Raw genomic sequence first — 15,464 nt, forward strand, 5'->3', positions numbered from 1 at the left:
TATTGTTTCTTTGAAAACAAACCGGATGCATTGCAAGGATACTATATTGAGGACTCAAAACAACTGGCCTTATTCTAAACTTATCCCGAACTCAGGTCTTTTGTCTTTATAAGTAAATCCAGCCTGTAACTTATTTTGCGTACCAAACTTATATTCACCCGACAGATTTCCAACCCATTCCTTTTCGTCAAGTGTTCCAAAGTAACGCATGGTTTCCTGACGGTTCAGTTTGAAAAGATTTATTTCATTCCCCTCACGAATAAACATAATCTGCCTACGGTCCGGCTCATTACTTGCTGTTTTACTGTACGAGCCTCCCCAGTTCAAGCTCCATTGTTCACCAAAGAAATGTTTTCCACTTAACTGATGATTCTGAAGCGTATAGATATGCGTCACATTATTACTTCCTATCAGATTATGATCCTCGTAGTCGTAACCTTCACGATGCATATAGTCGTCTATTGCATTACGAGCATAAAAGAATGTATAGTTAACCTGATCTTGCTTTCGAAAATTATATCCTAAGCTACCCAATCCGGCTATTTTCAATTCATTGGAGTAACTGTCATAATTAAAATCATTCAAAGTACTGCCAGTAGCTTCCAATGTACGGACATCAGCATCCAGCATCGTCTGCTGTTCATTGCTCACTCCCATCGAAGCGAGCAGACTAAGACTATGTCCATTGTTCATGTCGAATGTCTTTCCAAATCCGATGTTTCCGCCAAACTCCGGCAATGCCTTACTCTTCGACACGTCGAAACTGGTATTAAACAATTTATTTTTTACTGCATATTCTTCAAAATCGATAAGCTCCATATCGCGCAGCTTACTATCCAGCGAAGGAGTTTTAAACAAGGTACCGTCGTGATCCATCCGGTAGGTATCCTTTCCTAAAGTATTAAACTTTCCTCCGGTATTAAACGAAAGGCTGAAAAAGTCTTCACCTGTCTGCTCTTTCGTACCAATATCGATATGGGCTCCCGAATAATCGGCAAAAGTATTTGCTTCGTATACTTTACTTACTGTGATATTCTTTACTGTAGAAGCCGGAAACAAATCAAGCGGTATCAACTTATGGTCCGGATTAGGTGACGCAATCGGAAGACCATTTAAAGTAGTCGTACTATAACGATCGCCCAGCCCGCGTACGATTATCTGTCCCGCCGAAGCTACCGAAACACCCGTTATTTTCTTGACGCCTTCTTCTACGTTGGAAATACCTTTCGCACTCATTTCCTTAGCACCGATATTTTCTATAGCGACACTTGATTTCTGCCGCTCCATCATCAGCGCACGTTCATTTTCCAAATTCTTTTTGGCTACCACTGTAACCTCATCAAGTTGCTGATTGTCGGGAGAAAGTGCAATAACCAATTCCTCCTTCTGCCCTTTCTGAACAGTCAGTTCCTGAGTCTTATACGAAACATACTGTACGATTAGTACACACGACTTACCTTTTATGTCATTAATTTCGAAACGTCCGTCGATATCGGTAATAACTCCCGTTGTAGTACCTCCTACTTGAACAGTCGCTCCAATCAGCGGTTCTTTCGTCGAATTGTCTATGACCACTCCTTTTATTGTAAAAGCATGTGCACTGACACTTAAAATTACAGCAGAAGCTGTCAGAAAAATCTTGTTCGTATCAATCATCCTTGTTATCTTATTTTTTCTGATGCAAAAATAGGATGACAGTATTTCGCACAGATTACGCCTGATTAATGATTTACTTACGGATTGATTACGATTATATTACACCTATAAGCCATAGAATGTATCAGAGAGAAAAGTATGACTATAAAAAGACACAGTCAGCTTATAGAAAATATTGCAGGAAATAACAGATAAAATTTGTACAAAATTTTTTTCTTTTGTACAAATTCTAAAAAAACGTCCCGACAAATTCCACCAGATACGGGCAGAACTTCTTATAAACAATTCATCCAGTACATACGATTTGATGCGATACATTCAGACAATTGACGGGCGTAACTTCTTATAAACAGTTCACCCCTTTCACATCCGGTCGGTGTGAAGGGGGTGAAGGGCAAAAAAAAGTAAAAAATTTCTTTATCAGCGTATCGCAGCAATCAATTCTTCCGGAGCCAACAGGCTTTGTTCACCTGTCGCCATATTCTTCAAGGTTACTTTTCCTTCGTTCATCTCATTTTCACCTACGATAGCAACAAAAGGAATTGCCTTGGCATTGGCGTAACTCATCTGTTTCTTCATCTTCGTACTGTCGGGATAAATCTCGGCACGGATACCTGCTGCACGAACCTTTGCCAGTATCGGAAGCACGTAAGCAGCCTCAGCCTCACCAAAGTTGACGAACAGAAGCTGAGTACCCAGTGCAGCATCTTTCGGATATAAATCGAGCTGGTTTAATACATCGTATATACGGTCTGCACCAAAAGAAATGCCAACTCCCGACATACCATCCATACCAAACACGCCTGTCAAGTTGTCATAACGTCCACCACCACTGATACTACCGATCTGTACATCGAGCGCCTTTACTTCGAAGATGGCACCGGTATAATAATTCAATCCACGTGCCAGCGTCAAATCCAGCTCAACTTCCGACTTGATTCCCAATGTAGAAATAGTTTTCAAGATGAATTCACTCTCTTCTACGCCTTTCAGTCCGGTTTCGCTGGCAGCAAGAACCGACTTCAGCGTTTCAAGTTTTTCATCATTCGAACCGCTCAGCAAGATAATCGGCTGCAGCTTGTCGATAGCTTCCTGCGGAATGCCTTTCGAAGCCAATTCAGCATTCACATTTTCCAAGCCTATCTTATCCAGTTTATCGATGGCTACCGTAATATCCACAATCTTATCTGCTTCTCCGATAATTTCGGCAATACCTGTCAGAATCTTACGGTTGTTTATCTTGATAGACACCCGGATACCGAACTTATTGAACACCGCATCAATCATCTGCACCAGTTCTACTTCGTTCAGCAGCGAGTTGCTTCCTACAACATCGGCATCGCACTGATAAAACTCACGGTAACGTCCTTTCTGAGGACGGTCGGCACGCCATACCGGTTGTATCTGAAAACGTTTGAAAGGGAAACTTATTTCGTCGCGATGCATTACCACATAACGAGCAAATGGTACGGTCAAGTCGTAGCGTAACCCCTTTTCACAAAACTTACTTGCCAGTTTTGCAGCATTACGGCTCAGCAGTTCTTCATCGGTCAACCCAGAGAAATAATCTCCAGAGTTCTGTATCTTAAACAACAGTTTGTCACCTTCTTCACCATACTTTCCCATCAGCGTAGACAAGTTTTCCATCGATGGAGTTTCAATCTGCTGGAATCCATACAAATAAAATACTTCGCGGATAGTATTGAATATATAATTACGTTTCGCCATTTCTACAGGCGAAAAGTCTCTTGTTCCTTTGGGTATACTGGGTTTTGTAGCCATAATAAATCAAGATTTATAAATTTCGTTGCAAAAATACATGAAATATTTGAATTTGAAAGCTGGTAGAAAAGAAGTATTTACTAAAACAGAGAACAAAAAAGCGCGGAAGTGTCACATCTCCCCACACAAAAGGGCGTTATACACTTCCGCGCACTATTATATTTTACTCCGTTTTATCAATCACGACGATTGGTAAATATCATAATGTAATAAACTAATGTAGCCAGTGAACTCAGCGCTGCTACGACATAAGTATATGCAGCAGACTTCAATGCATCCTGTGCCTGACTATGATTTGAGGAATTGGTTACTCCGGCACTGCTCAACCAAACCAGTGCCCGTCGGCTTGCATCAATCTCTACCGGCAAAGTAATGAAACTAAATAAGGTCGTCATGGCAAAAAGACAAATACCTATCAACAGAAGCTGTGGAAAAGTATTAATCATAAACATACCGGCCAATAAAACCCACTGTACTATAGAAGAAGAGAATTGTACAACCGGAACCAGTGCCGAGCGCATCTGCAACGGTGCATATGCTCTGGCATGCTGGACTGCGTGCCCGCATTCATGAGCGGCAACAGCTGCTGCGGCAACACTACATGTATTATAAACTCCTTCACTCAAATTGACAGTTTTGTTTGCCGGATTATAATGGTCGGTCAACATCCCCGGAGTGCTGGTTACTCTTACATCATAAATGCCATTATCGCGAAGCATCTTTTCTGCAATTTCTCGCCCCGTCATGCCATTACTTAATGCCATGCGAGAATATTTATCAAACTTACTTTGCAGATTCGACTGCACCCAATAACTGATAAGGGCAATACCAATAAATAAAATCCAATACATATAATCTATCTTTATTTGTTTCTACTTACTTAAATAAAAGCATACAAATACTTTGCCAAAAGTAAATAAAAAAACAGGAATTGAACAATTCTTTTTACGCTTTTGACTATTATTAAGTTTGTTCTTAAATATTCTTTTTCAAAAATACAATATTTTATTTCATTATCAATCAGCGCATTAGTAATTAAACAAAATATTATTTTCACATTTTCTTCTTAAAATATTTGGTAGTTTAAAAAGAATAGTCTACCTTTGCACTCGCAATCAGGAAATGACTGCAAAATAGGTTTGATTCGCTAGCTCAGCAGGTAGAGCACAACACTTTTAATGTTGGGGTCTTGGGTTCGAGCCCCAAGCGGATCACCAAAAGTAACATTACAAAAAAGACGCATTATAATAAATGCGTCTTTTTTATTTATATACTAATCTATATCTAAGAATCGGGTACGACAACAACAGAAAACTTTTTCAAGTTCATTCTAAAAATCTCTGCATACATCAGCCACACGAACCTCCCCTCTTTATCTTTTTCCAAAAGACTCATCCACAATTTTAAAAAAAAAGAAACGTCAAACATCCAACAAGAAAGCTCCCTCTACACACCCCCACTCCATCATTCTAAAAAAACAAACAATGCGTCATTTCACCAGCAATACATCATCCATTCAAAAAGAGTAATCAAGATAACACTTTTTACCCAAACTTTATATACAAAAAGACAGAATTCTATTTTTATAGAAATAGAAAGAAACAAGGAACAAATAAAAATACATAATAAATACAATTTCACTTTCTAAAGCCTCTTTTCATTATAATTTCTTCATATACCTAAAATAAAATATATTAATTTTCCATTTCATTGCTAATTTTTATACTAACTTTGCAAAGTAATAAGGTTTTTATTCAAATTAGTTTTTAAAGAGAGGGAAAAAATGACAACAAATGTTTAGTCAACAAATCGACTTTTACACAATCTAAAAAAGCATTTCTGCAACACAAAATCACGAGACGTTTTCTAGCTATTTTTTCTTATTTTATCAGAAGCTATCATTACACTTCTTATTTATCTGTCCTAACAGTTTGTCAAGGATAGGGGTAATCTTTGCCAATCGACAGGGAAATATTAGGCATGATTCTGATAAGTACACAAATTCTGAATACACTAAAAACTAGACTTTTGTTTCCTTTGATCTGCCTTATAGAATCTTTTGTAAAGATTTTGTAGAGGTTTATATTGGCGTTATCTTAACCATAACAGCCAGGTTTCTTATTTGCCCTATCAAACTTAAGGCAGCCCTAAAAACGCTTCCGTAAAACGAGTAATGAAGAAATAGATAAACTCATCAGGCATCAAAGGTAGTATATATGAGAGAATATAAAAAATAACTATTTATTAATCATTAATTTTATTATTAACAGGCAAAAGATGAAAAGATTTAGTCTTTGGTTACTCTTTTTTGCAGTGTTAGGCATCCAGTCGGCATTAGCCCAGATGTACAAAGTCAAGGGTAATGTGGTGTCGAAATCCGACAACGAACCGCTGATTGGTGTATCTATCTTGCAAAAAGGAACTACTAATGGGGTGGTTACCGACATCGATGGTAACTATGAGCTGCAGATTCAAGGTGGTGAAGCCACTTTGGTCTTCTCTTATATTGGACTGCAAACGCAGGAACTAAAAGTGAACTCGAGAACCGGCGTGCTGAACGTAGCAATGGAAGACGATTCGCACCTGATGGACGACGTGGTTGTCGTGGCGTATGGTGTCCGTAAAAAAGGAACAATCGCCGGTTCCGTATCTACCGTGAAAAATGACAAGTTGGAAAACGTGCCTGCTCCGAGTTTCGACCAGGCATTGCAGGGACAGACTACCGGTCTGTCGGTCATCTCTAACTCAGGTGAACCCAGCAAGGCTGCCACTTTCCAGATTCGTGGTACCAACTCTATCAACTCGGGTACTTCACCGCTTTTTATTCTTGACGGTGTACCTATCTCCAGCTCAGACTTCAATACAATCAGTCCGAGTGACATCGAATCTATTTCTGTCTTGAAAGATGCATCTTCTACCTCTATTTATGGTGCACGTGCTGCCAACGGTGTGGTTGTAATCACTACCAAGCGCGGTCTTGCGATGGATAAAGCTAAGGTGACCTTCCGTGCACAATACGGTTTCTCGCAACTGGCTCAGAATAACTGGAACATGATGAATACAGCCGAACGTATCCAGTACGAAAAAGAAATCGGAATTGATACAGGCAAGGACTACGACGTTCTGTCGCGTACCGACGTCAACTGGCTGGACATGGTGTTTAACGACCGTGCACCGCTGCAAAACTATGAAATATCAGTAAACCGTGCTACCGACCGTCTGAACTATTTCGTTTCGGGAGGTTTCTACGACCAGGATGGTATCGCACAAAGCTCTACTTTCCGCCGTTATAACATGCGTGCCAATGCCGAAGTAAAGGCAAGCAACTGGCTGAAAGTGGGTACCAACTCGATGGTAGCCTACGAAGAAATAGAACAGGCCGACGATGGTTCGTATGCTTTGTACACTCCGATTTCGGCTTGCCGCTTTATGCTCCCGTACTGGAATCCGTACAACGAAGACGGCTCACTGGCTTCGGAAAACGACGGAACATGGACCGGAACAGGTTCAAACCCTATCGATGGATGGCAAACAATCCGGTAACCAACAAGAAATATAAGGTGTTGTCGACCGTATTTGCCGAAATTACTCCGATAAAGAACCTGACTATCCGTGCACAGTTCGGTGCTGACTTCTCGCATACGACCGCATTCATGCAATCGTTCCCGAGCTATATCATCAACAACGAAAACGGTACGGCAGGACGTAATTCCTCGGATATGCTGAACCTGACAGAAACTACGACAGTGAACTACCGCTGGGAAATGAACAGCGACAATTCATTCAACTTCTTGCTGGGACAGGAAGGTGTAGACTACCGCTCGGAAGGATTCCAGGTTATCACCAGCGGACAGTCGAATGACTTCCTGACAAACATCAGTTCGGGTACACGTGCTTCATCGTGGGCAGATTCTACAACCTCTTATTCGTATTTGTCTTTCTTCGGACGTGGCGAATATAACTACAAGGATCTGTATTACGCAGACTTCTCTGTACGTGCCGATGCTTCTTCACGTTTCGGTACAGGAAACCGCTGGGCAGGATTCTGGTCACTGGGCTTCATGTGGAACCTGAAGAGTGAACCGCTAATGAAAGACATCGAATGGTTGAGCAGTGCACAGATTGCACTGAGTACAGGTACTTCGGGTAACTCTTCTATCCCCGACTACGATCACCTGGCACTGGTTTCAGGCAAAGCCAATTACGAAGATCAGGCCGGTATCTATCCGTCACAGAGCGGAAACGAGGATTTAAGCTGGGAAAAACTCTGGTCGAGCAACGTAGCTCTACGCCTGGGATTCATCGACCGCATCAACCTCGATATCGAATTCTATAACAAGAAAACAACCAACATGCTGATGCTGGTACCCGACTCATATGCCTTGACCGGCGAAGGAGAACACTGGGATAACATCGGTGCCATGCTGAACCGTGGTGTGGAATTCAACGTTAGTGCCGACGTAATCCGTACGAAAGACTTTGTATGGAACGTCAACGCCAATGCATCATACAACAAGAACAAACTGCTGGAACTCTACGACGGAGTACAGGAATACGAAGTATCTACTACAGCTACCAAGCTGGTTGTAGGTCATTCAGTAAGCGAATTCTATATCAACCGCTACGCGGGAGTAAACCCAGCCAACGGTGATGCGCTGTGGTATACCAAGGATGGTGAGATTACCAACGAATACAGTAAAGAAGACAAGGTGATGACCGGCAAGAGCTTTGATGCTCCCTGGCAAGGTGGTTTCGGAACATCACTGACATGGAAAGGTATCTCCTTTGCTGCTCAGTTCAGCTGGGTAGCAGACCGCTGGATGTATAACAACGACCGTTACTTTGAAGAAAGCAACGGACTGTACGCAGCATACAACCAGTCGAAACGACTGCTGTACGACCGCTGGAAACAGCCGGGAGACATTACCGATATTCCCCGTCACGGTGTTACTCCTCAGTTTGACGACCGTTTCCTGGAGAATGCTTCTTTCCTGCGTCTGAAGAACGTTACGCTGGCTTACTCATTCCCGCAGCGACTGCTGAGCAAGACCAATTTCTTCAGTTCGGCAAGAATCTACCTGCAGGGACAGAACCTGCTGACGTTTACCGGATTTACAGGTCTTGACCCTGAATCTTCTTCAAACGTATACAAGGCACAGTATCCTATGTCAAGACAGTTTACACTTGGTGTAGAGGTTTCATTTTAATTAATATAGAAAAGAAAAATGATTTAAAAAATAAAGAAATATTTCATATTGTCCGCTGTAGCCCTGCTTGCTACTTCCTGTCTCGACAAGTATCCGGAAGATTCTATCCTGCAAGACGAGGCTATCAATACAGTAAGTGATGCTAATCTGGCTGTAATCGGTATATATGATGCATTCAAGAGTTCTTATCTGTACTCCGGATACCTGACTCTGCTGCCCGATTTGCAGGCCGATTTCGTTTATGGCGTAAACGGAAATTCGAATGTCTATGGAAATATCTGGCGCTGGAAAGACATCCATCCTACCAACGAACAGGTGGAAGCTGTATACGGTGCGCTGTACGGTGTCATTAACCGCTGTAACTTTCTGCTCGACAACGTAGAGAAAGTAAAGCAGTCAATCAAGACCGACGAGGATTACGACCGTCTGGACCAGTACTGCGGAGAAGCTTATTTCGCACGTGCACTGGCATACTCGGAACTGGTTAAAATGTACTGCAAACCTTACGAAAGCGATGAGGATGCTGCCAACGAGCTGGGTGTGGTAATTACCGAACACTACAAAGGAAACGAACCTATCGTACGTGCCAGCCTGAAAGATTCGTATAAGTTCATTCTGGACGATCTGGACAGAGCAGCCGATCTCCTGAAACTGGAAGACGACTACAACTCGGCTACCGACGGAGCATTGTACGACTCTCCTTACTTTAATGAATATACCGTACACGCGCTGCGCGCACGTATATCACTGTACATGAAGCGCTGGGATGATGCCATCAAATACGCATCGAAAGTTATCGGCGGAAACGGAGAACCACAATATTATGCATTGTCAAGTTGTAATCAGGAAATCTCTTCGGGCGTAAGCTACTACAAATACATGTGGACTAACGACCACTCTACAGAAATCATCTGGAAAGTAGGATTCACCATCAACTCATACGGTGGCGCACTGGGTACCATCTTTGCCAATTACAACTATCAGACTCTGAAGCCTGACTATGTACCGGCTTTGTGGGTACTGAACCTGTACGACGCAAACGACCTGCGTGCTACTACATTCTTCCAGTCGTTTACTACCGGTTACGACCATGCGCTGACTTGGCCGCTGCTGATCAAGTACTTCGGAAATGAAGAATTCATGAATGCAAACATTCTGCATGTCAGTATGCCTAAAGTATTCCGTCTGTCGGAACAGTACCTTATCCGTGCTGAAGCATACGCACAGAAAGGCGACTACTCAAAGGCGGGAAGCGACATCACTACCCTGCGTATGGCACGCTACTCTTCTTACGGAGGTTCTACAGCCCTGTCGAAAGACAACGCCATGGATGTCATCGAACAAGAGCGTGTAAAAGAACTGTACATGGAAGGTTTCCGCCTGAACGACCTGAAACGTTGGCATAAAGGTTTCCAGCGCACCCCTCAGGATCAGTCGTTGAGCAACGGCAGCAGCCTGAAGGTAGAAAAAGACGATCCGCTCTTCGTATGGCCTATTCCTCAGCATGAGATAGAGGCACCGGGAGCTGACATCGCACCTAATGAAAGTAATAAATAAGTTAAAAACATACGATAATGAAAAAACTGTTTATAGGTTGTATCGCAGTTATTGCTGTTTTGATGGGGCTTGCCGGATGTGATTCGGAAAGAACTACTTATGAAGGTCCCAATTATCTTATGTTTTCCGATACGCTTTACCGCTATGCCGTACAGGAAACCGGAGAGGTATTCAATGTACCGGTTTCTGCCACTGTACCTGTCGACTACGACCGTACATTTGCCGTAGAAGTGGTAGACAGCATCAGCGATGCAGTGGAAGGAAAGCATTACAAACTGTTGTCGAACACTGTTACTATCAAGGCTGGTGAATGTGCAGCCAATGTACAGGTTCAGGGAATTTATGATAACATTGGAATCAATGATTATCTCACCGTAGGACTCCGTCTGATTATCCCGAAGGAAGAGCAGTGGAGCTTATATGGCATCGACTCGAAGGTTGTTTTGCAGAAAGCATGTCCATTCGACATCAATTCGTTTACCGGATATTGCAAGGTTACTTCTACATTCTTTAATGACTACATGCAGAACGTAACAATGCGTCTTATCAAGACCGAAGTCAACCCGGAAAAGGAAAACTCGGTAATACTGCACGACTTGTATTACAAGGGTTACGACATCGTTCTGGATTTCGACCGCAAGAATCTGCTTGAGCCACTGGTTAACATGGAAGAACAAGTCTGCGGAAATACCAGCGAAGCATTCGGAACCATCTATGGCGACGGTAACTTGCTGATGTATCAGCCTACCATGTATACTTCTTACTATAGCTCATGCGAGAATTTCGTTCTCCAGTATGTTACGATTTATGTAGACGGTGTAGGAACCGTAGGTACTTATGTCAACATTCTGGAATGGATAAGCGACGCTGAAGCCGAGAAGTTAAAAGAACAAGGTTATTAATTTAAAGGTAATTAATAATGAAAACATTTTATACGAAATCAACGAACCTGTTTATGGTGCTTGCCATGATTCTGGGGATTGCATTTACAGGATGTAGCGACGACTCTGACACTCCGTCTGTAACTCCGGAATTTCCAGCCCTGACAGAAATGACTTGCAACGCCGGAGAAACGAAGGAACTGTCTTTCGAAGCCAATGCAGACTGGACCTTGACAAGTAACAAAGGATGGTGTCAGTTTGAGAACGACGGAATTCCGGCAACTGTTACTTATGGTAAAGCAGGTGAACAAAACATACAGATTATTATTTCTCCTTTCCAGGAAACCGGTGATGTAGCCGAGATATCACTTAAGATAGGAGAACAATCACAGGTGATCTGCAAAATATCCTGCAACGAAAAAGTATATGCTGATCTGATTATAAAGGATGAAGAAGGAAATATATACGATGCTGAACATCCATTGGTTATCAAAGGTAGCGGATTGACAGACAATGCCTATGATATCGTGTATACCACCATCACTGTTGAGTCGGAACAGCCGGTCGGATTTGCTAAAAAGCCTAACTGGCTTAAAGCTCTGACTACTGAAGAAACTCCGGGAGTTTTCCAGCTTACATTCGACAAGACATCGGGCCTTTCACCGATTTACTCTTTCAATAAAGCTGAAGACAAGATTGTTATAGCTACGGAAGACATGTCGAAGAAAGTAGAAATACCTGTTTCTTACGAAGGGCTGAAGGAAACGGTCATTTCTTACGTTGAAACAGACTTGTCTTTCAGCAAGAGCCACATGACACTGGATTATAACTCTACTTACTTCTCTATAGCAAACGCCATGACTGGAGAGGAAACTACTTACTCACTACCGCTTACACTGACAGTAGACCAGGTAAGAAACGATGAATTTGGCTACATCATCGGTAGTGTAGAAAGAAAAGAGTTATACCCTAACAATTATGTATACACCTATAACTTCGATGCTACCGGCATGGAAAGCTGGGTTAAGGTAAACATCAACGGCAAAAAGGTTTCACTGGATGTCGATAAGCTGACAGGTGATACAGAAAGAGGAGCTATTGTTCTGCTGTTCTCTAAGGACTTCTGCGAAAAGTATAAAGGAAGATACAACGAGATACTGCTCGACTCGGAAGGCTACTTCGATTCTTATACTTACCAGAAAAATATTATGGTAAGCTTCACTCAGGAACCTGAGAAGAAAGTGACGAACCTGCAAATCAAAGGATACGTAAAGAATAGCTCCGGCGAACTGGTTCCGTTTACAAGTGTACCCGACGGTGCAGCTATGCTGAGTGATCCGAACACACCGTACTTCCCATACGAAGATAAGACGACTCCTAACTTCTGGTATGTAGTATTATCCGACAAGTCGCTTATGGAAAACGGAAACAAGATCTACTTAGAAATAGTTGGCGAAATCCCTGAAGGATATATGGTAGGAGTAATGAACAATTGGGCTTGGACAAATACCAAGACAACTACCGAAACAATCGACGGTAAGACTTATATCGTTATATCTGGTGCTCCTACTCAAGACCAGATTAACAAACAACCTATTATGACTGTGGGTGTAGCTAACTTCGATATGATGGACTTTTTAATTGAATGTGGAATACAAGTTTGGTTATAATGAATAAACTACGATTTAATATAGTAAAACTATTATTTGTATCACTCATAGCCATGTTTTCGGGCATGGCTATGAGCGGATGCTCTGACGATGAAGAAGTGAGCCAGAGCCAATACGGCTACGTTCAGTTCAAGCTTTACAAGGAAGCATCTTACAATGAAGAAGGTGCAGCACAAAGTGCTGCCTCTCGTGCCTCGATAGACAAACTGAGCGAAGCACAGAAAATAGAAGTGGAAATGCGATACAATGGTATCAGCATTACACAGACACTGGTACTGAACGCATACAACGACGAAAATGCGGAATACGGTTTGCGCAGTGACAAACTACAGTTACTCGTCGGCGACTACAGAGTGATCGGATATAAGATCTATAATAAAATGGATGAAGTCATCGACGGAGTTTCGGCCGACCCTGACGAAATGTTTACAGTCGTTCCTTCCGGACTGACGGTAAAAGACCTCACCATAGACTCACAGGCCAGAGGTTCTGTCAAGTTCAAACTGGAAAAGCAGTTGCCTGATGTTAATACGCAGTCACGTGCAAGCGACAACGAAGGTTACCTGTTCAGCAACATTCAGCTGGCTACCATTCAGGTACAGAACACTTTCACTCAGATGACTTATATATTCGAGAAACTGAACGCAAGATACGAAGAGGAATACGAACTGAATGACCCGGACAGCGAAAACAATAAGTACAAAGACCACGGAGTAGCTTATTGTGACTCTGCTGTATGGTTGCCTGCAGGTGACTATAAGGTCATATCGTACACGGTATACTCTAAATCGGGTGTAACAGAAACCGAACTCGAAACTCAAGCAGTAAGCGGTGAAACATTTACTGTAAAAGACAATGAGCTGACTGAATATGCCATTGTTCCTGTACTGGTATCGAAAACTGCCGAAAACATCAAAGACTATCTGGCTCTGAAAGAGATATGGGACAAGATGGGCGGAAAGAACTGGAGCTATTATGGTGCAACTTATCCGCAAGGTACAAACTGGAACTTCAACAAGGATATCGACATGTGGGGTGACCAGCCGGGAGTAACACTCGACGGTAACGGACGTATTACTTCGCTGACTTTGGCTGGATTCGGTGCTTCGGGCGAACTGCCGGATGCTATCGGTCAGCTGACAGAGTTGCGCATTCTTGCCTTGGGCTCACACAATGAAACTTATGGTGGTATGTTGTTCGGTCCTAACGGAATACAGCCCAACATGAGTGATGACAAGCGCAACGAAATGCGTATGGAATACAAGCAACATTTCCTCGACAGAGATGTACGTGCAAACATGTCGGATATGTTGCAGTGGACTATCAACAACTATTCTTCTCCGAATAACAAGATTAAAAAATACAGCAGCATTTCGAAGAAGGATACTCAGATTGGAGTTGTAACCAACAAGATTACAGGTGTTTCGAAGGCCGTTATGCGCCTGAAGAATTTGCAGCAGTTCTATCTGGCCAACTCTCCTATCACCTACGATAAGATTTGTACAAACTGGACTGACCCGAATTCTGACTATGCACAACAATATGCAAAGGAAAACCTGAGCTGGTCAAACATGACTAACCTTACAGACGTAGAAATATACAACTGTATAAACTTAACTCGTGTGCCACTCGACATGGTAGGTAACCTTCCCGAGCTGCAGCTGCTGAACATTGCCTGCAACCAGAATATTACCGGAGAACAGTTGAGAGCAGACTGGTCTAAACTGTGCGATATGCCTGCCGGACCAAGACTTCAGATTCTCTACATGGGATACAATAACCTGGAAGAGTTCCCTGATGATGCCCAGTTGCATAAGATGGTTAAGTTTAAAATGCTTGACTGTACAACAAACAAGATACATACCCTGCACTCATTCGGAACAGATATCAAATTGTCTACCCTGTATCTGGATAACAACAAGATTACATCTATTCCGGACAACTTCTGTGCATTCACCAACGAGGTAGAAACATTAGGTTTCTCTTATAACGAACTGACAGAGGTACCTAACATCTTCAATGCGAAGTCTATCTATATCATGAACAGTGTAGATTTCTCGCACAACAAGATTACCGGATTTGCAGGAGGAGATGATAACTTCAAGGGTATCAACGCATATACGGTTTCGTTGGCATACAACAAGCTGAAAAACTTCCCGAAAGCATTGTTCAAGTCTGGCTCTCCTATCAAGACTCTGGACTTGTCTGCCAACGAGCTGACAGAAGTGAAAGAAGGTGAAATGCAAGGTTCTAATGCTTATCTGCTCGAAACTATCGACTTACGTATTAACAAGCTGACCAAGCTGTGCGATGACTTCAGAGCAACAAACATTCCTTACCTGACCGGTATCGACTTGAGTTACAACTCATTCTCAGAAGTTCCGCCTCAGCCATTGAACTGTAGTGAACTGAAAGCCTTTGCCATCCGTTATCAGAGAGACGAAAAAGGAAACCGCACACTGCGCGACTGGCCTGTAGGTATCACTCAGTGTCCGAGTCTGATACAGTTGCAAATCGGTTCAAACGATATTCGTAAAGTGGACGAAACCATAACTCCGTATATTTGGATTCTTGATATCAAGGATAATCCGAATATATCAATAGACTTGTCGGGAGTATGTTCGGCTATCCAGGCTGGTATGTATCTCTTGTTCTACGACAAGACTCAGGATATCCGCGGATGTGACATTTTAGGAATAGAACGATAATTA

General features: G+C 42.5%; 6 protein-coding genes, 1 tRNA gene and 2 pseudogenes. 6 read left to right on the plus strand and 3 right to left on the minus strand.

Going from position 1 to position 15,464, the window contains the following annotated elements; translation table 11 throughout:
- Window positions 1-87 precede the first annotated feature (87 nt).
- The 3 genes and pseudogenes from ACZM60_RS08105 to ACZM60_RS08115 form a co-directional block, all read right to left on the minus strand.
- Window positions 88-1,656: pseudogene (locus ACZM60_RS08105) on the minus strand (TonB-dependent receptor plug domain-containing protein); the annotation flags it as partial.
- 420 nt (window positions 1,657-2,076) lie between these two features.
- Entirely contained in the window at window positions 2,077-3,438 is a 1,362-nt protein-coding gene (gene hisS, locus ACZM60_RS08110; protein WP_021971071.1) for a histidine--tRNA ligase, read from the minus strand.
- 176 nt (window positions 3,439-3,614) lie between these two features.
- Window positions 3,615-4,289, minus strand: a complete 675-nt coding sequence (locus tag ACZM60_RS08115) for a zinc metallopeptidase (RefSeq protein ID WP_489521247.1) — start codon at window positions 4,287-4,289, stop codon at window positions 3,615-3,617.
- A gap of 290 nt (window positions 4,290-4,579) precedes the next feature.
- On the opposite strand from ACZM60_RS08115, the gene ACZM60_RS08120 reads away from it, so the two are divergent.
- From ACZM60_RS08120 to ACZM60_RS08145, 6 genes and pseudogenes are all read left to right on the plus strand, one after another.
- Window positions 4,580-4,655 (plus strand) — tRNA-Lys (locus ACZM60_RS08120).
- Between the two features lie 1,126 nt (window positions 4,656-5,781).
- A pseudogene (locus ACZM60_RS08125) lies at window positions 5,782-8,645 on the plus strand (SusC/RagA family TonB-linked outer membrane protein).
- 45 nt (window positions 8,646-8,690) lie between these two features.
- Window positions 8,691-10,202: a RagB/SusD family nutrient uptake outer membrane protein gene (locus ACZM60_RS08130; protein ID WP_489521256.1), complete on the plus strand. Its 1,512-nt coding sequence runs from the start codon at window positions 8,691-8,693 to the stop codon at window positions 10,200-10,202.
- Window positions 10,203-10,219: 17 nt separating this feature from the next.
- Window positions 10,220-11,104, plus strand: coding sequence for a DUF4984 domain-containing protein (locus tag ACZM60_RS08135; RefSeq protein WP_021970366.1), 885 nt, complete (start codon window positions 10,220-10,222; stop codon window positions 11,102-11,104).
- A 17-nt stretch (window positions 11,105-11,121) separates the two neighbouring features.
- A complete protein-coding gene (locus ACZM60_RS08140; RefSeq protein ID WP_489521248.1) occupies window positions 11,122-12,753 on the plus strand; it encodes a hypothetical protein in 1,632 nt (543 codons plus the stop codon).
- The gene (locus tag ACZM60_RS08145) at window positions 12,753-15,461 is read left to right on the plus strand and encodes a DUF4458 domain-containing protein (protein ID WP_489521249.1); all 2,709 of its coding nucleotides are present in this window, start codon (window positions 12,753-12,755) and stop codon (window positions 15,459-15,461) included. Before ACZM60_RS08140 ends, ACZM60_RS08145 begins: the two co-directional genes overlap by 1 nt.
- Window positions 15,462-15,464 lie beyond the last annotated feature (3 nt).

The organism is Phocaeicola sp. (assembly GCF_057861905.1).